The sequence below is a fragment of the Streptomyces sp. NPDC058307 genome (assembly GCF_042880295.1).
Lineage (GTDB): Bacteria > Actinomycetota > Actinomycetes > Streptomycetales > Streptomycetaceae > Streptomyces.
The window spans coordinates 14,441-32,964 of the sequence record NZ_JBHVYZ010000050.1 but is presented as its reverse complement, the minus strand read 5'-3'; the positions used below and the strand labels follow the sequence as shown (position 1 = coordinate 32,964).

The window sequence follows — 18,524 nt, the reverse complement described above, 5'->3', positions numbered from 1 at the left end:
TGATCTGTCGCGATGCGTCAACGATATATCGGAACCGATCGCATGACAAGGCCCGGAGGGGGACACGTGATGTCCTGTCTCAGCGGAACTGGGGCAATCTCCGTCTTTCTCGGGCAAGTGGTGCGGTGTCTCAGTCCTTCTGAGGCACACCGTTGCCGCGCTTTCCCTACGGTCGCTGTACCGCGTCGGCGCTTGGTCATGGGGGCCGGGATGGGTGCAGCGGACTTCTGGGTGCGGCTGGTCGGGCCGGATGGTGCCAAGCGTGAGGGTCCGTTGTCCGTGATGTGGCCGGTGCGGTTCGAGGCCGGCCATCCGTCGCGGTCCTTTCCCTCGTATCGCGGGCAGCAGAACTTCACCGGCTGGTACTGGTCAGCGACGGGCCATGGGCACGTTCCGTATGAGTCCTGGCCGGAGCGCGATCACCTCATGCGGCTCGACTTCGATTCTGCCGTGGTCGGCATGGCTGCCCGGCCGTTCGCGCTGTCCTGGCGGGATGACGAGCTGGGCCCGTTGACGCATGCGCCGGACTTCTTCGCGCAACGGGCCGACGGGACGCCGCTGGTGGTGGATGTCCGGCCGGACGAGCGGATCAGTGAGCGCGACGCGGCGAAGTTCGCCGGCACTCGTACTGCGTGCGGTCTGGTCGGCTGGGGTTATGAGTTGGGCATGTTGGATCCGGTGTTTGCGGCGAATCTGCGCTGGTGGGTCTGCGGTCAACTGCTGGCACCACAACAGGCGATAGAGCACCGGAAGCACCCGGACCGGATCCCCGCAAGCCCGAGCCCCGGCCAGCAGACCGGCTCAGCCCGCGAACACCTCCCGCAGAGCGTCCCCGGTGTCCTCACGCATCACCCGCCCATGCCGGAACCCCGCCCAAGGGGGCGGGGATGGTGATGTGTCCGCGACTGCTGTCGGTGAGTGACCGGGTCCGGTTCACCGGCCGGGAGCACACCGTCCTGGCCTTGTCCGGGCCGCGGGTGCGGTTGGTCGACGACGCCATCGACGCGGTGCACGAGTTCCCGTTCTCCTCACCCGGCTTCCCCCCGAGCTTCGAAGGGCGTGAGGCCGTGCGCGCCGGCTACAGGGCAGCCTGGGGCGCCAGCCCCGTCCAGGTGGCGGAGGTCATGAGGGTCGCGGCCTACGAGACCGCCGATCCCGAAGTGATCGTCGCCGAGCATGTCGTGGTGGGAACGCTGCCGACCAAGGCCACCACGTTCACCGTCCCCGGCCTCCTGATACTCCACGTCCGTAACGGACTGATCACGCGAGTCCGCGACCACATGGACGGCTTGGGCGTCACCGCCGCCAGAAAGTGAAGGCCCCGAGCAGTACAGGTCAGCGCAGGGGCGGACGACTAACTTCGTTGAGACAGGACACCGTGACGGGATCACCATCGCTCGCTGGAGGCGACCGTCCTGCCTCAACGAACCATTGAGGCAGGACATCACCTCAAGGCAGCCCGCAACGTGGTGGCCATCAGGTCGATCGCTTCCCTTCCGGCCGCCACCGGGCCCGTGTGGGTGAAGTAGTGGTCGACGCCCTCGAAGACGCGGTGGGTGACCGGGACACCGGCGGCCTCCAGGGCCTTGGCGTAGGCGTCCCCCTCGTCGCGCAGGCGGTCGTTCTCCGCGGTGACGACCAGCGCGGGGGGAAGTCCGGCGAGATCGTCGGCGAGGCCGGGCGAGACGTGGGGGTGGGCGCGGTCGGCGGGGTCGGGGACGTAGGCGGCGGTGAAGATCCGCATGAGCCGCGGGCCGAGCAGCGGCTTGGCGATGAGGGACCGCTTCGTGGCCGGATCGGCGACCTGGTCCAGCGGCGCCGAGTCGAGGATCTGGAGGCGGGGCGTGAAGGTGCCGCGATCCCGGGCCAGGCGGCAGACCACGGCGGTGAGGTTGGCCCCGGCGCTGTGTCCGCCCACGGCGAGCCGCGAGCCGTCCCAGCCGCCGGCGGCGCCGTTCTCGGCGACCCACGCGGTGACGTCGTAGGCCTGGGTGACGGGAACGGGGTACGGCCGCTGCGGCGCGACCGCGTAGTCGACGTTGATCACGACACAGCCGACCGTGGCGGCGATGTAGCGGCAGATGTGGTCGTCCTGCTCGGGGCGGGCGACCACGAACCCGCCGCCGTGGAAGTTGACGTACACCGGCGCGGGCGCCTCGGTGGTGACCGGCGGGCGGTAGACGGTGCACGTCACCGGCCCGGCACCGGTCTCCACCCGGAGGGTCTCGGTGCGCGCCGGAATGTCGGTGAAGCGCAGGTCCTGGTGTACACGGGACATCACACGGCCGAGCAGGAGCTGGATCCCCCTGGCCTGGATTCCGGGGCTGAACGGCATGACTGACACCCATCGCTACAAGATTAAAGTAACAGGATTCCTGATGATGGATGCTCGTCGACGAGAGCGCAATGGGCTGAGTGCCACTCCCCCGTTCGCGCCGGACGCGGGGTCGGCGCGGTCTCCGGAAAATCGGTCCAGCGGCCCGCGATTGGCCTTGTCCCTGCCGCAAGATCACGCCGTACCGTCAGCGCATGCGTATCCGAATCGTCGACGCCTTCACCGACCGCCCGTTCGCCGGCAACCCGGCCGGGGTCCTGCTCCTGGACGACGCCTTCCCGGACGACGACCGGCTCCAGAACATCGCCCTGGAGGTGAACCACGCCGAGACGGCCTTCGCCCACCGGCTCCCCGGGGACGCCGAGGCCGACTGGGCGCTGCGGTGGTTCACGCCCGCCACCGAGGTGAACATGTGCGGGCACGCGACGCTCGCCACGGCCCACGTCCTGTACGGCACCGGCGCCCACCGGGGCCCGGTGCGGTTCGCCACCCGCAGCGGGGTCCTCATCGCCGCACCCGGCGAGGACGGCTCGATCACCCTGGACTTCCCGACCGCCCCGCTGACCCCGGTCGAACCTCCCGAGGGCGTCGCCGAGGCCCTGGGCGCCGAGCCGCTGACCGCATTCGACACCGGGCCGAACATCGGTGACCTGCTGCTCGAACTGGCCGACGAGAAGACCGTCCACGCCCTGCGACCCGACGTCAAGGCCCTGGCCGCCTACTCCGAGCGCGGCGTCATCGCCACCGCCCGCGCCGAGAACCCGGACCTGGGCTACGACTTCGTCTCCCGCTGCTTCTTCCCGAAGGTCGGCATCGACGAGGACCCGGTCACCGGCAGCGCCCACACCGCCCTGGCGCCCTACTGGTCGCAGCGGCTCGGCCGTACGGATCTCACCGGACTGCAGGCCTCACCCCGCTCCGGCCGGGTCCGCACCGCCCTGCGCGGTGAGCGCACACTGCTGACGGGCCGCGCGGTCACCGTGATCGAGGGCGAGCTGCTCGTCTGACCAGGAGCCTCACGCGGTGGGCAGCCAGCCCACCTTGCCCGCGAGGAGCGCGTATCCCACGAACGCCCCGATGTCGAGCAGGGAATGGGCCACCACCAGGGGGCCCACCCGGCCCCACCGCCGGTACAGGTAGACGAACACCACGCCCATGACCATGTTGCCGATGAAGCCGCCGACGCCCTGGTAGAGGTGGTAGCTGCCGCGCAGTACGGAACTGGCCACCAGGGCGGTGCCCGGGGTCCAGCCCAACTGGTGGAGCCGGCGCAGCAGATAGCCGACAACGATCACTTCTTCGAGGATCGCGTTCTGCATCGCCGAGAGGATCAGCACGGGGTACTTCCACCACACGTCGGGCAGCGCCTCGGGCACCACGGTGAGGTTGAAGCCCAGGCCGCGGGCGGCCAGGTAGAACGCGATCCCGGTGCTGCCGATGACGGCCGCGATCCCGGCCCCGCGGGCGAGGTCGTGCCCGGGCCGCGAGCGGTCGAAGCCGAGAGTCCTGAGGCTCCGCCCCTCGCGCAGCAGGAAGTGCGCGACCAGGAGAACGGGCACCAGGGCCGACGCGATCCCGAAGAGCTGCCAGGCGAGATCCAGCCAGGGACGGCCGGGCGCGGCCGAGGCGTTGAGGGTCGCCGCCTGGTCCTTGAGACCCCCCGGTTTGGTGACCGATCCGACAAAACTGATCAGCGCGGACACACCGCTCGCACCGAGCGAAAGCCCCAGAACGAGCAGCGTCTCGTCACGGAAGAACTTCCGTGAGAGCGCCGTCTGCGGAAAAGAATCGGCCACTGCCCCTTCCTCCGCCTGCACACCTGCCTCCAGTTGAGTAATCCAGCCTCATCCCCACCGCCGCCCCGCTAGGGTCCTTCGAAAGAAATAACGAAGATCGTGCGCATGGCCGTCGGGGGGACGGACGCCGTACGGGGGCGTACCTCCCTCTTCCTGCCGTACACGGCCGTGCCGGCACGAGCATCAGGGGAGGGCACCACCGTCATGGGACGTCACAGCTTGCCCGATCAGTATGGGGCGGGCGGCAGCGACCCCCGCCCACGTGCGCGCCGCCGCACGGTGGCCATCGCGACGGTGCTCGTCCTGACCGTCGCCGGGGGTACGGCCGCAGCCGTCCAGGGCGGTCTGTTCTCCTTCGGCTCCTCCTGCCGGGACGAGGCGGTACGGATCGAGGTCGCCGCCTCCCCCGACGTGGCCCCCGCCCTGCGCGCCGCGGCCGAGCGGGCCCGCGACGAGAACCTCACCTCCGACGGGCGCTGCGTCGACATCTCGGTGACCGCGCGCGAGTCGTACAAGGTCAGGGACACGCTGGCGGCCGGCAAGGACCCCGGTGCGCAGGTGTGGGTGCCGGACTCGGACGTGTGGCTGGAGCAGATCTCCGCGGACGCGGGCGCGACGGAGGTGGCCCGCGTCGGCAACGTGGCCTCCAGCCCGGTCGGGATGGCGATGGTGCCGGCCGCCGCGAAGTCGCTGGGCTGGCCGAAGAAGACGTACGGCTGGCTCGAACTGGCGGGCGCCACCCTGCGGGACGACTCGCTCAAGCTGGGCGCCGCCGATCCCGCGCGCAGCGCGTCCGGGCTGCTCGCCCTGACCCGGCTCAGCAGTGCGGCGGGCCGGGTCGAGGGCGGGCCGACGCAGGCCGCAGCGATGATGAAGTCGCTCTCGCAGCGCATCTCCGACAGCGACGGCCAGCTCGTGGAGACCCTGCCGCGGGACTCCTCGGGTACCGAGCAGGGCAACCCGAAGCGCAACCAGGCGCTGGTCCTGTCCGAGCAGGCGTCCTTCGCGTACAACTCCTCGGCGGAATCCGGGGGCGGCGGTCTGGACTTCTTCTACCCGAAGGACGGTTCACCGCGCCTGGACTACCCGTACGCGCTCGTCGACCAGACACGGTTGAGCACGGACGAGAGCCGGGCCGCGATCCGCTTCATGACGTATCTGCGCAAGCCCGAACAGGAGCAGCTGCTGACCGACCGGGGGTTCAGGACCTCCGACGACCAGGTGTCGGCCTCACTCGTCGCGAAGGCCGGCGGCAAGGTGCCGCAGCCTTACGCGGCGGAGGCCGGTGAGCGCGCCTCCGCGACGGCGCTCCAGGAGGCCCTCGGCACCTGGACGATCACCGTGCAGAGCGCGCGGATCACCACGGTCGTGGACGCGTCCTCCTCCATGTCGGAGGCCGTCCCGGGCACCGGCCGCTCCCGGATGGACGTCACCAAGTCCTCCCTGCTCCAAGCCCTCGCCACCTTCACCCAGGAGGACGAGATCGGCCTGTGGGAGTTCTCCACCAAGCTGGACGGCGACAAGGACTACAAGATCCTCGTGCCGACGGACCGGCTGGGCGACAGCACGGCGGCGGGCGGCACCCAACGGGAACGGCTGTCGGCGGCCTTCGGCGGCCTGGAGCCGGTGCCGGGCGGCGCGACGGGGTTGTACGACACCACGCTCGCCGCGTACAAGGCGGCGACCTCCTCGTACGCCGAGGGAAAGTTCAACGCGCTGGTAGTGCTGACCGACGGCGTCAACCAGGACCCCGGCAGCATCTCGCGCGGAGCGCTGGTCTCCGAACTGGAGAAGCTCGCCAGTCCCGCACGCCCGGTCCCGCTCATCGTGATCGCGGTGGGTCCCGACGCCGACCGTGCGGAAGCCGAGCAGCTCGCCGAGGCCACCGGCGGGTCCGGCCAGCAGGTCAACGACCCGGCCCAGATCCACACGGTGATCCTGAAGGCGATCGTGGCCGCGGGCGCCCAGGGCGGCAGCGGCTGACTCCGCCGAGGGCGCGCACTGCGGGACCGTCCCGTGCGGCACCGGCCCCACCGCCCCGGGCCGGCGCCGTGCCCGCACCGCGCACCAACCGATCCCGCCGAGCCACACCCGCTCCACGATTCCCGCCGATCCATGCCCGGCCTGCCCCGAACCGCACATCCACTGATCAGGCCGATCCGGCCCGAACCGTCCGCCGCCCTCCGTCGGCCTCGATGGGCCGTCGCGACGGCGCTCTCCCGCCAGAGATCTCCCGGCGGCGCCCATCGGGTCCGCGCCCGTCGCACGCCCGGCCCTCACCCCAGCGGCACCGGGTCCGGCAGCCCCACCGGCCAGGTGTGCACCGGCTCTCCCGTGCGCATCAGTTCGGCGTACCGCCGTGTCGTGGCCGCCAGCGCCGCGTCCCGCGACAGTCCCGCCTCCAGTGCCCGGTGGAACGTCGCCGCCTGCCAGGACGCCCCGTTGGCCCGGCGCCGGCACCGCTCCTCGATCACCCCGAGATACAGGTCCCGGTCGGCGGCCTCGACGCCCCACGCCGCGAGCCCCGCCTCGGCCAGCGGCAGCAGTTCGTCGCGTACGAGGCTCACCGCGTCGACCTCGACCGTGCCGCCGTGGCGACCGCGCCGGGGCCAGACCATGCGCGCGTCGATGCCGTGCCGACAGGCCGCGTCGAAGTTGGCGGCGGCCGCCTCGAAGGGCAACCGGGTCCACACCGGCCGGGACTCCTCGGCGAGGGCGCGCACGAGGCCGTAGTAGAAGGCCGCGTTGGCGATGACGTCGGTGATGGTGGGTCCTGCGGGCAGCACGCGGTTCTCGACGCGCAGGTGCGGGACACCGTCGGCGATGTCGTACACGGGCCGGTTCCAGCGGTACACCGTGCCGTTGTGCAGGACGAGTTCGGCGAGCGAGGGCACGCCGCCCTCGTCGAGCACCTTCAGCGGGTCCTCGTCGTCGCAGATCGGCAGCAGGGCCGGGTAGTAGCGCAGGTTCTCCTCGAAGAGGTCGTACGCCGAGGAGATCCACCGTTCCCCGAACCAGGTGCGCGGCCGGACGCCCTGGGTCTGGAGTTCCGGCGGACGGGTGTCGGTGGACTGCTGGAAGAGCGGCGGCCGGGACTCGCACCACAGCTCACGGCCGAACAGGAAGGGCGAGTTGGCGCCGACGGCTATCTGCACCCCGGCCACCGCCTGCGCGGCGTTCCACACGTCGGCGAAGCGCCCAGGGGTCACCTGGAGGTGCAGCTGCACGGAAGTGCAGGCCGCCTCCGGGGCGATGGACTTCGAGGTGCACGTCAGGCGTTCCACCCCGTCGATGTCGAGGACGAAGTCCTCACCGCGCGCGGCGACGATCTGGTCGTTGAGCAGCGTGTAGCGGTCGACGTCGGACAGGTTGGAGGAGACGAGGTCGTCCCGGTCGAGGGTCGGCAGAATGCCGATCATCACGATTCCCGCGTCGAGCTCGCCCGCTTTACGGTCGGCATATGCCAGCGAAGTACGGAGTTCCTCCGCGAGCCGGTCGAATACCCGGCCGCCCAGCCGGTGTGGGGCTATGTTGACTTCCAGGTTGAACATGGCGAGTTCTGTTTGGAAATCTCGGCTTGCGATGCGTGCGAGGACCTCTCCATTCAGCATTCTCGGCATACCGTCGGCGCCGACCAGATTCAATTCGATCTCCAGCCCCATGAGGTTCTTGGGACGATCGAACCGCTCCTCCGCCAGCAGCCGCTCCAGCCCCGTCAGGCAGGTGCGGAGCTTGTCGCGGTAGCGCTGGCGATCGGACAGGTCGAACTGGCCTGCCACGACCTTCTCCCCCATGGAAGGGTCCTTCCTCGTTGCGTCATGCGTCAGGTGGGATGATGCCCCGCTGGAACGATCGGTAACGTCCCGCCGGGGCCCCGGACCCGCTACTCTGCTGGATGTGACCGGTGGCACATTCACTCGGCATGGGGCCGTCAGCAGTTTCGAGTGCCCCGAAGAACTCGTGAAAAACGCCGACGAGAATTGGCCGACCGCTTCCCGCACATTCCCCGAGGTCACCGCCGCGAAGTAGCCGCGGTATCGGGATGATTCCCGCGTATCGCCGACCGAATGACCCCTTGCCCGATACAGCGGAAACGGCTAGACGAAACACCGTCTCAACACATGTCGTATAAACTCCGCGAACAAGGCAGAGGGTTGGCACCCGCGGTCCTGGATCCTGCCGTCGGGTGACGTACGGCAGTCCTCATCCGCACCTGCGTCACCGGACCCCGGCCCCCGCCTCTCTGACCCCGTGAGCTGACAGCGTCGTCCGCCCCCGCCCTCGCGCCACCGTGCCTGTCGAATGAGAGGCGACCCACCATGCCGCTGCATGTCCCTCCGGCTCCCGCGCCAGCACTTCGCTCCGTACTCACCGCACTCGCCTCGCCCACCGCGGTCCGCGAGGCCCGGACCCCTTCCCTGTTGCGCGCCCAGGGGCCCGTCACACCCGAGCTCCCCCTGCCCGTGCACGTCCTGGACGGCACCGCCACCAGGCTGACCGGGTGGCGTTTCCTGATCCGCTGCGGCGAGCGCTCGGTGGCCGCGGCGGAGACCATGCTCACCCCGGACGGCTGGGCGTTCTCGCACTTCTTCGAGGGCCCCTACATCGCGTCGACCGAGCGCGCGCTGCGCCAGGCGGAGGTGATGCAGCAGCCCTACCAACCGCGCCTGCTGTCGATCCCGGGCCTGTACATGCTCGCGCTGTGGCTGCACGGCGACTGCGCGGCGGACGCCGGCACGGGCCGCCTCGCCGCCACCGACCTGCTCGTCCCGCTGGCACCGGCCCCGCCCGGCATCGCGGCGCACCGTCCGCACCGGGCCGCCGAGCTGCTCCCGGTCCTGACCCATCGGGTGACTCCGGCCCCGCTGCTCGGCTCGCCCGCTTGAAACCTCGCCCCGGACGTTCGTACCCCGCCCCGAAATTCCGGGTAGCGGGGTACGACTCCGTTTGGGGCGCCATTGCGGTCGTGGAGAATCCGCAGGGATCGCTCGGAAAGCATTTGCTCGTACGAGCGCACAACGGCTCGGACGAGCCGAACACGGGATTCGGTCCAGGTGGACTAGCCCTTTCCGACCCCCTCGAACCACCCGAAGGGACAGTCCAGTTGGGATGAACCGTCCGGCCGGGTGATGCGTCTCCAACCTGTGAAGAAGTGGTGATGCGAAATACCTGCGGATTGGCGCCCGTAGGGCAACACTGGGTTCAGACTGAGTAATCACGACGGGGGACGTCATGACCACAACACAGCGAAAGATCCCACCAATGTGCCAGCACCAGTCACCGTGTCCCACAGCCGACTCCGCCGACCGGGAATCCGCCCGCCTCGTGGCGCACCACCCGGAACAGGGCTGGAGCCTGCTGTGCAACGGCGTTCTGCTCTTCGAGGACACCGGTGAACTCCTGCCCGACGGTCGGGTCATCGCCCCGCACCGCCCGCTCGCGGGGGCCACGGCCGCCTGAGCAGGACCGGGCGGGGCCGCCGTACCGCCCGGAGACCTTGAGGGGCCGGCTCGCAGCACCGTCTGCGCACCGGCCCCGACGCATGTTGATCGGCGATCACTCCCTGTGACGCCTTGTGTATGGGGCCACTTTTCCGGAAGACTCCTGGAAGTTTCGAGCCCGATGCTTTCGACGCGCGAGGTTTTCGAGACTCCGACGCGGAGGTGGGCAAGTGACAGCAGGCGAGGCCGGCGCCGAGCCCCGGGGCAGAGTCACCATCACGGAGATCGCCCGGCAGGCCGGGGTGTCGGTGCCGACGGTGTCCCGGGTGGTCAACGGTCGCTCGGACGTGTCCCCGCACACCCGCGCCCGGATCGAGGAACTGCTCCAGCGCTACGGCTACCGCAAGCGGCCCCCGGCCCCCGGCGCCCGCGTCGCCCTGCTCGACCTGGTCTTCAACGACCTGGACAGTCCCTGGGCCGTGGAGATCATCCGCGGGGTCGAGGAGGTCGCCCACGCGGAGGGCGTCGGTACCGTGGTCTCCGCGATCCACGGCCGCTCGGGCGACGCCCGCGAGTGGATGCGCAACCTGCGCGCCCGCGCCTCCGGCGGGGTCATCCTGGTCACCTCGGCGCTGGACACGGTCCTCCACGAGGAACTGCGCGCGCTGGGCGTCCCGTTGGTGGTCGTCGATCCGGCCGGCTCCCCCGCGCTGGACGCCCCCACCATCGGCGCCGCCAACTGGTCGGGAGGGCTGGCGGCCACCGAGCACCTGCTGTCTCTCGGTCACCGCAGGATCGGTCTGATCGCGGGTCCACCCCGGCTGCTCTGCTCGCGGGCCCGCCTGGACGGCTACCGCGCCGCCCTCGAAGGCGCCGGGCTCACCCTCGACGAGGCGCTGGTCGTGCCGGGCGACTTCCACCCGGAGTCCGGCTTCGCGGGCTGCGAGAAGCTCCTCGACCTGCCCGACCCGCCGACCGCCGTGTTCGCGGCCAGCGACCAGATGGCCCTCGGCGCGATCGAGGCGCTGAGGAGGCGTGGACTGAGGGTGCCGGAGGACATGAGCGTGGTGGGTTTCGACGACCTCCCGGAAGTCCGCTGGTCGGCACCTCCGCTGACGACGGTCCGCCAACCCCTCGCCGACATGGGCAAGCTGGCCGCCCGCACAGTCCTCGAACTGGCCCGCGCCGACCACCCCCACACACCCCGCGTGGAACTGGGCACCGAACTGGTGATCCGCTCGAGCACGGCACCACCGGCCAGGGCGTGACCTGAGCGCACTGACCGCCGGCCAAGTTGTCGAGCCGCCCGCACGTAGGACTGGGGACCGGCCTGGCGGTGCGGTCGAGCACGGCACCACCGGTCACTGCCTGACGGCCCACGACGATGCCACCGGACGCCGCCACACCCGCCCGCTCAAAGCGGCCCCGCCGACGACAGACCATCACCCGCCGGGCGGCCGAGGCGGACCCCGGCCGATCCGCCGAGCCCTCCAGAGGGCGTGCCCGATGCGGCGGCGGGCTCCCGCCGAGCGGATGGGGACGGCCGACTCCTGCGGGGCCTGACCGGGCCGAGCCCGAATGAACGCGTCCCGCCGCGGGACGCGAGCGAACGGCTCTCACGCAACCCGATCAGGATGAGCGAGAACGGTCGCCCCGCCAAGTGCTGTGGGCGGACGACTCCCGCGCAACCCAACCAGCCCGAGCCATAACGAACGACTCCCCCGAAGGGCATCGCCCGGCACCGGCTCACGCGGCACGCGGCCCCCAGCAAGTCCCCAGCGTCCAGCGAACCCCGGCCGGCCAGGCACAAACCGGGCCCCGTAAACCTCCTTGGACCGTCAATCCGAGTCGGCCGCGGCGCCCCGGCCGAAAAGCAAGGACGCCGCAACCACCCACCCCCTACTTCAGCGCCGCCCGGATCGCGAAGTACGCCGGCTTCGGCTGGAGTTGCTCGTCCCAGGGCAGCGCGGCGCCCTGGCCCTCGAAGAACGCCGGGATCCAGGAGTACTTGTCGGTGTAGTCCCAGATGGTGATGCCCACGCACCGCCGCACCGCGAGGCACGCGTCGGTCAAGTCGGCGTACCAGTCGGCCTGTTGGGCCAGCTTATCCTCGGTCGCGGGCAGGATCATCCGGATGTCGACCTCGGTGAGCGCGGTGTCGAGGCCCAGCTTGGAGAAGCGGCGGAGGTTGTCCTCCAGGGTGGTCGGATAGCCGTACTGGAGCGCCAGATGGGTCTGCAGGCCGATGCCGTCGAGCGGGACGCCCTGCGCCTTCAGCTGCTTGGCCAGGTTGTAGTAGGCGTCGCTCTTCGCCCCGATCCCCTCGATGTTGTAGTCGTTGAGGTAGAGCTTGACCTTGGAGTCGGCCTGGCGGGCCCAGCGCAGCGCGTCGGCGATGTAACCGGGGCCGAGGGTCTTGTAGAACACGGTCTCCCGGTAGGTGCCGTCCTCGTTGAATGCCTCGTTGACGACGTCCCAGGCGAACACCTTGCCCCGGTAGTGCCGTACCTCGGTCTGGATGTGCTTCTTCAGTACGGGCCTCAGCTCGGCCGCCGTCCACTCCCGCGAGGTGATCCAGTCGGGCAGCTGGCTGTGCCAGACGAGGGTGTGGCCGCGCACCTTCTGGTGGTGCGCGCGGGCGAGGTTCACGATCTCGTCCCCCGCGGTCCAGTCGAAGACACCCTGCTGGGGTTCGGTGGCGTACCACTTCATGCCGTTGCCCGGCGTGATCTGGTCGAACTCGCTGCCGAGGACCTTCTTGTACGGCTCGTCGACGAGCTCGGGGTTGTCGGTGGCGCTGCCGAAGTAGCGGCCGTGCCGCTGGGCGAGGTCGGCGAGGGTCTGCGGCTTGCCGTGGGCCTGGGCGGCCGGCCCGGTGGCGATGCCCGCGGCGACCAGGACGGCCGCGAGGGCTCCGGCGAGTCTGAGACGGTTCTTGCGCATGTGGTGCGACTCCTCACGTGCGGGTGGGTGTGAGCCGTACTTCCGAAGGCGCCGGGGTCATCCCTTCGTCGCGCCCGCGGTGAGGCCACCGACGAGCTGGCGCTCGGCGACCGAGTAGAAGGCGAGGGCGGGAACCATCGCCAGGACGAGATAGGCGAAGACACGGGCGTACTCCGCGGAGTACTGGCCCTGGAACTGCTGCACGCCGACCGGGAGCGTCCACCAGGTGTTGTCGGTGAACACCAGCAGCGGCAGCATGAAGTTGTTCCAGCTGGTGACGACGGCGAGCACCGAGACCGTGCCGAGCGCGGGCCGCGCCATGGGCAGCAGCACCCGCCAGAAGAATCCGAAGGGGCTGCATCCGTCGAGGGTGGCCGCCTCCTCCAGCTCACCGGGGATCTCCCGGAAGAAGGCCCGCAGGATGATGATCGTCATCGGCAGCCCGAAGGCGGCCTGCGGCAGGATCACGCCCAGCGGGTTGTCGAGCAGGCCGAGCGAGCGCAGCAGCAGGAACAGCGGGAGCACCGCCACCGCGAAGGGGAACATCAGCCCCATCGTGAACAGCGTGAACAGCGCCTCCCGCCCCCGGAAGGCGAACCGTGCGAAGGAGAACGCGGCCAGCGCGGACGCGGCGACCACCAGCACCGTCGTACCGACCGCGATCAGGGTGCTGCTGCCGAGCAGCCGCCAGAAGTCCGAACCGGCAAGGATGTCGGTGTAGTTGCCGGTCCGCCAGTGCTTCGGCAGTCCGAAGGGGTTGCTGGAGAGCTCGTCGGTGGACTTGAACCCGGACAGGACGGCGTACACCAGGGGGACGATCATCACCGCGCCGACGGCGACGAGGATCAGGTGCAGGGGCAGGGTCCGTGCGGTGCTGTTGCGGGCGGTCATCGGCCGTCTCCCCTCATCGTCGTGGTGGCCCCTTCGAGGTCGCGGCGGAGCACGAACCGCTGGTAGGCGAGGGCGAAGACGAGGCAGATGCCGAACATGACCACGCTGATCGCGCTGGCGTAGCCGACCTGGTAGCGCTTGAAGCCGTACTGGAACATGGTCACGGCCATGGTCTCGGAGTGGTGGTCGGGGCCGCCCTGGGTGACCACCCAGACCAGGTCGAAGAGCTGGATCGAACCGATGACGGACAGGAAGACGCTGATCCGCAGGGTGGGCGCGAGCAACGGCAGGGTGACGTTGCGGAAGCGCTGCCAGGCGCCGGCGCCGTCGATGAGCGCCGCCTCGGTCAACTCCTTCGGGATGGACTGGAGTCCGGCCAGGTAGAGCATCATGTGGAAGCCGAAGTACTTCCACATCATGACCAGGAAGAGCGTCGCCATGACGTAGGAGGGATCGGCGAACCACAGCCCGCCGACGCCGTCGAGACCGACCGCGCCGAGGACGTGGTCGGCCAGTCCGGAGTCCGGTGCGAAGACCATGCTGAACAGCACGCCGGTGATCGCCTCGGACAGGACGTAGGGCGCGAAGAACAGCATCCGGTAGACGGCCCGGCCGCGCAGCCGCTGGTTGAGCAGGACCGCCATCGCGAGCGCGAAGGGCAGTTGGAGCGCGAGGGAGAGCACGACCAGGATCAGGCAGCGCCACAGGTCACCGAGGAAGACCGGGTTGTCGAAGAGATTGGTGAAGTTGTCCATGCCGACGTAGTCGGAGGGCATGCCGAAGCCGCCCCACCGGAAGAACGCGGCGTACAGCGCGAACAGCATCGGCAGCAGGACCATGCCGATGAACAGGACCAGCGCGGGCAGTTGGAAGCCGACCGCGGTGAGCCAGTGCAGTACGCGCCGGCGGCCCCGCCCCCGGGCCCTGACCGATTCCGGGGGCGGGAGTTCGGTGCCCGGACCGCTCCGCTTGTCTGCGAGGAACGTGGAGGTCATCGCGGGCTACTGCTCTTCCTTCGCGGTCTTCGTGATCGACTGGGCGACCTGTTCCGGGGACTTGGAGCCCGCGATCAGCGCGGCCACGCTGTCGTTGACCTCCTGGCCGACGGCGGGGGCGTACGCCTGGTCGAGATAGAGCTGGAAGCCGGTGGCGGCCTTCAACTGGGCCTGTACGAGCTTGAGGTTGGGGTCGGTCATGGCCTTCTCCGCGTTCGGGAGCACGGGAAGGACGGTGGTCTTCTTGACCAGTTCCAGCTCGGTGGCCTCGGAGGCGAAGAACTTCAGGAAGTCGACGGCCGCCTGCGGGGCGCCCCGGCGCAGGGCGTGTCCGCCGCCGCCGCCGAACACCTCGGTGATGGCGCCCTTGCCGCCCTCGACCGCGGGGAACGGGAAGAAGCCCAGGTCGTCGCCGAGTCCCTTGCCGGAGTCGGCCTCCACGGACGGGGCCCACTGGCCCATGAGTTCCATGGCCGCCTTGCCGTTGCCGACGGCGGCCGCCTGGCCGGTGGGCGTGGAGTAGGCGGCGTTCAGGAAGCCCTTCTGGAAGGGCTGGAGGGCGACGAGTTCCTTGAGGTGCCGGCCGGCCTCGACGAACCCGGCGGCGGTGAAGTCCTTGTCCTCGCTGGCCTTCTGGAGGGCGTCGATGCCAGCGGTGCGCATCGCGAGGTAGGCCCAGTAGTACATGCCGGGCCACTTCTCCTTGCCGGCCAGGGCGATGGGCGTGATGTTCTTCGACTTCAGCCTGCTCACGGCCTCCAGGAAGCCGCCCCAGGTGGTGGGGGGTTCGCTGACGCCGGCCTGCTGGAAGAGCTTCTTGTTGTACCAGAAGCCGATCATGCCCATGTCGAAGGGAACGCCGTAGAGCTTGTCGTCGAGGATGTACGGCTCCTTGGTGACCTTCAGCAGGCCGTCGGACCACGGCTTGGTCCGGTCGGTCAGATCCTCGACGAGCCCCGCGTCGACCTGCTGCTTGAGGACGCCGCCGCCCCAGGTGTGGAAGATGTCGGGGAGCTTCCCGGAGGCGGTCAGCGCCGTCATCTTCGACTTGTAGGCGTCGTTCTCCAGCTGAACGATCTTTATCTTGACCTTGGGGTTCGCGGCCTCGAACTTCTTGGCGAGGGCCGCCCAGACACTCTTCGCCGGCTCGGTGGTGGAGATGTTCCACCACTCCACCGTGGTCGTCCCGTCGGACGATCCTCCGTCCGAGTCGCCGCCACAGCCGGTCAGTGTCGTCATGCCCAGACCGGCCGCGGCGGACGCCGCCAGAAAGCCACGGCGGGACAGTGCCGGGTCGCCCATGATGCGCTCCTTGAGTACGGGACGGAGCCGTCCTTGTCCGTCCTGCGGTCCGAAAGTTTCGGAGTAGATCCAGAAAGCTTCGCTGCTGCCGCACCCTAGAGACAGCTACGGAACGGTGGCAACCCCCTGTGCGTGGGGAATGTTCGCGGATCGAGTCGCCAACTCGCCCCCAGAGGGGCTCGCTTCGGAGAACGGGACCATCGACGGTGCGAACAACTCGCCGTGCGGGCACCGATCCGCGAGGCTCCACGCAGTCCCTTCCGGCGACATGCCGTCGAGGCGCCGACACCTCGCGACGACCACGCGCCGAGCAGGTGTCAGGGACTGGATCGGCCCACAGCGCACCGGGGCGGAGATAACCTCGGATGACCTGGTCGCCGCCCATCTGTCTCTGCCTGACCCCTCAGGGGTGCCGAAACATTCGGTAGAACGGGCGAACATTACGAAGTAAGTCCGGGCGGAGATTCCACACGGACCGCATCACCGGGGCCCCAGAAGGGTTCGCACCGCTACCGACGGGGTGACCGGCAGTGACGTCCACGTCCGTTGGCGGCAACGTCACACTGTTCCCCGGCCGTACCATAACGCTGCGTGTCCACCTCCGCCGTCCCAGCCACGCGGCTCACCCACGCGGCTCACTCGGAACGAGCACCCCCTCATCTGGCCCATCACCCGCCGCTGACCTCCGCGGCCCGAGTCTTAACGGAAGTTTGACGCCTCTACGCCCTCCATCCAGAGGCCCGAACGTCACTCTCCGCTTACGCTGTTCCCGCCGTCAGACGGGCGGCCGGATCCGAGCCGAGCAGCACCCCAGGAGCACCCCCGATGGCCCTCACCGAAGACCCTCCCTCCGGTCGTCTGCGTTCGTGGATGCTGGAGGGTCTGTCCGACATGGGCAGGGGCGGCGGCCACACGGGCCCGCACGCCCAACCCGAACCCCCGCACCAGGGCCAGTCCTGGTACCGGGTGATGTGCCTGACCGGCGTCGACTACTTCTCCACCCTCGGCTACCAGCCCGGCATCGCCGCCCTCGCGGCCGGCCTCCTCTCCCCCGTCGCCACCATCGTGCTCGTCCTGGTCACCCTGGCCGGCGCCCTGCCGGTCTACCGCCGCGTGGCCGAGGAGAGCCCCCACGGCGAGGGCTCCATCGCCATGCTGGAGCGCCTGCTGTCCTTCTGGCAGGGCAAGCTCTTCGTCCTGACCCTGCTCGGCTTCGCCGCCACCGACTTCCTGATCACCATCACCCTGTCCGCGGCGGACGCCTCGACCCACCTGATCGAGAACCCCCATCTGACCGGCACCCTGCACGACCAGAAGATGCTGATCACCCTCGTCCTGGTCGCCCTGCTCGGCGCGGTCTTCCTCAAGGGGTTCCTGGAGGCGATCGGTGTCGCGGTCGTCCTGGTCGGTCTCTACCTCGGTCTCAACGTCGTGGTGGTCGCCGTCGGTCTGTGGCACGTCGTCACGGCAGGGCATGTGATCACCGACTGGTCCAGCGCCCTGACCGCCGAACACGGCAACGTCTTCGCCATGGTCGGCGTGGCCCTGCTGGTCTTCCCCAAGCTCGCGCTCGGCCTGTCCGGATTCGAGACCGGCGTCGCCGTCATGCCTCACGTCAAGGGCGACCCCGGCGACACCGAGGAACGTCCCGCCGGCCGGATCCGCGACACCAAGAAACTGCTCACCACCGCCGCCCTGATCATGAGCGTCTTCCTGATCGCCACCAGCTTCATCACCACCCTCCTGATCCCGGAGAAGGAGTTCGAGTCGGGAGGCCAGGCCAACGGCCGTGCCCTCGCGTACCTCGCGCACAACTACCTGGGTGGTGTCTTCGGCACGGTCTACGACATCTCGACCATCGCCATCCTGTGGTTCGCCGGCGCCTCCGCGATGGCCGGCCTGCTCAACCTGATGCCCCGCTATCTGCCCCGCTACGGCATGGCCCCGCACTGGGCCCGCGCCGTACGCCCCATGGTCATCGTCTTCACCCTCATCGGCTTCCTGGTCACCTGGATCTTCGACGCCGACGTCGACGCCCAAGGCGGTGCCTACGCCACCGGCGTCCTGGTCCTCATCAGCTCCGCCGCGATCGCGGTGACCATCGCGGCCCGCAAGGCCGGCCAGCGGGGCTGGACGATCGGCTTCGCGGTCATCTCGGCGGTCTTCCTCTACGTCACCGTCGCGAACGTCATCGAACGCCCCGACGGCGTCAAGATCGGCGCCTGCTTCATCGCCGGCATCATCCTCGTCTCCCTGCTCTCCCGGCTGGCCCGCGCCTTCGAGCTGCGCGTGACGAGCGTGCGGCTGGACGCCATGGCGGAACGTTTCATCCGGGACATCGCCAGCCGCAAGATCCGCTTCATCGCCAACGATCCCGACCAGCGCGACCAGGCCGAATACCGCGAAAAGGTCGAGCAGATCCGCGCCGACAACGACATCCCCGGCGAGGACTTCGTCTTCGTCGAGGTCACCGTCCTGGACCCCTCCGAGTTCGAGGCGGGCCTCACCGTCCGCGGCGAGGTCATGCACGGCCGCTACCGCGTCCTGACCCTGGAGTCCTCCTCCATCCCGAACGCCCTGGCCGCCCTCCTCCTGCATGTCCGCGACATCACCGGCTGCACCCCGCACATCTACTTCGAGTGGACCGAGGGCAGCCCCTTCCACCAGTTCCTGCGCTTCTTCCTCTTCGGCCAGGGCGAGGTCGCCCCCGTCACCCGGGAGGTCCTGCGCGAGGCGGAACCCGACCGCGCCCGCCGACCTCGCGTCCACACCGGCTGACCCGCACATACCGGACATGAGCCGCGTACGGCCCTAAGTTGAT

Annotated in this window: 15 protein-coding genes; 8 read left to right on the top strand and 7 right to left on the bottom strand. The window is 69.6% G+C overall.

Annotated features, from left to right (window positions below):
- Positions 1 to 210: 210 nt before the first annotated feature.
- Together ACFVYN_RS29775 and ACFVYN_RS29770 are read left to right on the top strand one after the other, a co-directional pair.
- Entirely contained in the window at positions 211 to 894 is a 684-nt protein-coding gene (locus ACFVYN_RS29775; RefSeq protein ID WP_390003888.1) for a TnsA-like heteromeric transposase endonuclease subunit, read from the top strand.
- Positions 888 to 1,316, top strand: a complete 429-nt coding sequence (locus ACFVYN_RS29770; RefSeq protein WP_390003885.1) for a nuclear transport factor 2 family protein — start codon at positions 888 to 890, stop codon at positions 1,314 to 1,316. The genes ACFVYN_RS29775 and ACFVYN_RS29770 overlap by 7 nt, the downstream gene beginning before the upstream one ends.
- A 128-nt stretch (positions 1,317 to 1,444) precedes the next feature.
- On the opposite strand, the gene ACFVYN_RS29765 is transcribed toward ACFVYN_RS29770, so the two are convergent.
- Complete coding sequence (locus ACFVYN_RS29765; RefSeq protein ID WP_390003882.1) at positions 1,445 to 2,335, bottom strand: alpha/beta hydrolase; 891 nt, start codon at positions 2,333 to 2,335, stop codon at positions 1,445 to 1,447.
- A gap of 194 nt (positions 2,336 to 2,529) precedes the next feature.
- On the opposite strand from ACFVYN_RS29765, the gene ACFVYN_RS29760 reads away from it, so the two are divergent.
- Positions 2,530 to 3,342, top strand: coding sequence for a PhzF family phenazine biosynthesis protein (locus tag ACFVYN_RS29760; RefSeq protein ID WP_390003880.1), 813 nt, complete (start codon positions 2,530 to 2,532; stop codon positions 3,340 to 3,342).
- Between the two features lie 9 nt (positions 3,343 to 3,351).
- Here ACFVYN_RS29760 and ACFVYN_RS29755 read toward each other — a convergent pair whose 3' ends face one another.
- A complete protein-coding gene (locus ACFVYN_RS29755; protein ID WP_390003878.1) occupies positions 3,352 to 4,152 on the bottom strand; it encodes a CPBP family intramembrane glutamic endopeptidase in 801 nt (266 codons plus the stop codon).
- Positions 4,153 to 4,335: 183 nt separating this feature from the next.
- Here ACFVYN_RS29755 and ACFVYN_RS29750 point away from each other — a divergent pair, with 183 nt between their 5' ends.
- Positions 4,336 to 6,114: a substrate-binding and VWA domain-containing protein gene (locus ACFVYN_RS29750; protein ID WP_390003971.1), complete on the top strand. Its 1,779-nt coding sequence runs from the start codon at positions 4,336 to 4,338 to the stop codon at positions 6,112 to 6,114.
- Between the two features lie 293 nt (positions 6,115 to 6,407).
- Here the strand turns inward: ACFVYN_RS29750 and ACFVYN_RS29745 are convergent, their stop codons facing one another.
- Entirely contained in the window at positions 6,408 to 7,925 is a 1,518-nt protein-coding gene (locus tag ACFVYN_RS29745; protein WP_390003875.1) for a glutamate--cysteine ligase, read from the bottom strand.
- 525 nt (positions 7,926 to 8,450) lie between these two features.
- Here ACFVYN_RS29745 and ACFVYN_RS29740 point away from each other — a divergent pair.
- The 3 genes from ACFVYN_RS29740 (at position 8,451) to ACFVYN_RS29730 (ending at position 10,840) form a co-directional block, all read left to right on the top strand.
- The gene (locus tag ACFVYN_RS29740) at positions 8,451 to 9,017 is read left to right on the top strand and encodes a hypothetical protein (RefSeq protein WP_390003873.1); all 567 of its coding nucleotides are present in this window, start codon (positions 8,451 to 8,453) and stop codon (positions 9,015 to 9,017) included.
- Between the two features lie 376 nt (positions 9,018 to 9,393).
- A complete protein-coding gene (locus tag ACFVYN_RS29735; RefSeq protein WP_352392092.1) occupies positions 9,394 to 9,591 on the top strand; it encodes a DUF5999 family protein in 198 nt (65 codons plus the stop codon).
- Positions 9,592 to 9,802: 211 nt separating this feature from the next.
- Positions 9,803 to 10,840: a LacI family DNA-binding transcriptional regulator gene (locus ACFVYN_RS29730; protein WP_390003870.1), complete on the top strand. Its 1,038-nt coding sequence runs from the start codon at positions 9,803 to 9,805 to the stop codon at positions 10,838 to 10,840.
- Positions 10,841 to 11,471: 631 nt separating this feature from the next.
- On the opposite strand, the gene ACFVYN_RS29725 is transcribed toward ACFVYN_RS29730, so the two are convergent.
- The 4 genes from ACFVYN_RS29725 to ACFVYN_RS29710 are packed head-to-tail and all read right to left on the bottom strand — an operon-like array spanning position 11,472 to position 15,703.
- The gene (locus ACFVYN_RS29725; RefSeq protein WP_390003867.1) at positions 11,472 to 12,515 is read right to left on the bottom strand and encodes an endo-1,4-beta-xylanase; all 1,044 of its coding nucleotides are present in this window, start codon (positions 12,513 to 12,515) and stop codon (positions 11,472 to 11,474) included.
- Between the two features lie 57 nt (positions 12,516 to 12,572).
- Positions 12,573 to 13,406 (bottom strand): carbohydrate ABC transporter permease, encoded by an 834-nt coding sequence (locus ACFVYN_RS29720; RefSeq protein WP_390003864.1) that lies wholly within the window; start codon positions 13,404 to 13,406, stop codon positions 12,573 to 12,575.
- The gene (locus ACFVYN_RS29715) at positions 13,403 to 14,401 is read right to left on the bottom strand and encodes a carbohydrate ABC transporter permease (protein WP_390003861.1); all 999 of its coding nucleotides are present in this window, start codon (positions 14,399 to 14,401) and stop codon (positions 13,403 to 13,405) included. The genes ACFVYN_RS29720 and ACFVYN_RS29715 overlap by 4 nt, the downstream gene beginning before the upstream one ends.
- 6 nt (positions 14,402 to 14,407) lie before the next feature.
- Complete coding sequence (locus ACFVYN_RS29710) at positions 14,408 to 15,703, bottom strand: extracellular solute-binding protein (RefSeq protein WP_390003858.1); 1,296 nt, start codon at positions 15,701 to 15,703, stop codon at positions 14,408 to 14,410.
- Positions 15,704 to 16,528: 825 nt separating this feature from the next.
- Here ACFVYN_RS29710 and ACFVYN_RS29705 point away from each other — a divergent pair.
- Positions 16,529 to 18,481: an amino acid transporter gene (locus tag ACFVYN_RS29705; protein WP_390003855.1), complete on the top strand. Its 1,953-nt coding sequence runs from the start codon at positions 16,529 to 16,531 to the stop codon at positions 18,479 to 18,481.
- Positions 18,482 to 18,524: the final 43 nt, after the last annotated feature.

Excerpts from the sequence above, each read along its gene's own strand:
- ACFVYN_RS29775 (WP_390003888.1), top strand. The coding sequence starts at position 211 with ATGGGTGCAGCGGACTTCTGGGTGCGGCTGGTCGGGCCGGATGGTGCC.
- ACFVYN_RS29770 (WP_390003885.1), top strand. The coding sequence starts at position 888 with ATGGTGATGTGTCCGCGACTGCTGTCGGTGAGTGACCGGGTCCGGTTC.
- ACFVYN_RS29765 (WP_390003882.1), bottom strand. The coding sequence starts at position 2,335 with ATGCCGTTCAGCCCCGGAATCCAGGCCAGGGGGATCCAGCTCCTGCTC.
- ACFVYN_RS29760 (WP_390003880.1), top strand. The coding sequence starts at position 2,530 with ATGCGTATCCGAATCGTCGACGCCTTCACCGACCGCCCGTTCGCCGGC.
- ACFVYN_RS29750 (WP_390003971.1), top strand. The coding sequence starts at position 4,336 with ATGGGACGTCACAGCTTGCCCGATCAGTATGGGGCGGGCGGCAGCGAC.
- ACFVYN_RS29745 (WP_390003875.1), bottom strand. The coding sequence starts at position 7,925 with ATGGGGGAGAAGGTCGTGGCAGGCCAGTTCGACCTGTCCGATCGCCAG.
- ACFVYN_RS29740 (WP_390003873.1), top strand. The coding sequence starts at position 8,451 with ATGCCGCTGCATGTCCCTCCGGCTCCCGCGCCAGCACTTCGCTCCGTA.
- ACFVYN_RS29735 (WP_352392092.1), top strand. The coding sequence starts at position 9,394 with ATGTGCCAGCACCAGTCACCGTGTCCCACAGCCGACTCCGCCGACCGG.
- ACFVYN_RS29725 (WP_390003867.1), bottom strand. The coding sequence starts at position 12,515 with ATGCGCAAGAACCGTCTCAGACTCGCCGGAGCCCTCGCGGCCGTCCTG.
- ACFVYN_RS29720 (WP_390003864.1), bottom strand. The coding sequence starts at position 13,406 with ATGACCGCCCGCAACAGCACCGCACGGACCCTGCCCCTGCACCTGATC.
- ACFVYN_RS29715 (WP_390003861.1), bottom strand. The coding sequence starts at position 14,401 with ATGACCTCCACGTTCCTCGCAGACAAGCGGAGCGGTCCGGGCACCGAA.
- ACFVYN_RS29710 (WP_390003858.1), bottom strand. The coding sequence starts at position 15,703 with ATGGGCGACCCGGCACTGTCCCGCCGTGGCTTTCTGGCGGCGTCCGCC.
- ACFVYN_RS29705 (WP_390003855.1), top strand. The coding sequence starts at position 16,529 with ATGGCCCTCACCGAAGACCCTCCCTCCGGTCGTCTGCGTTCGTGGATG.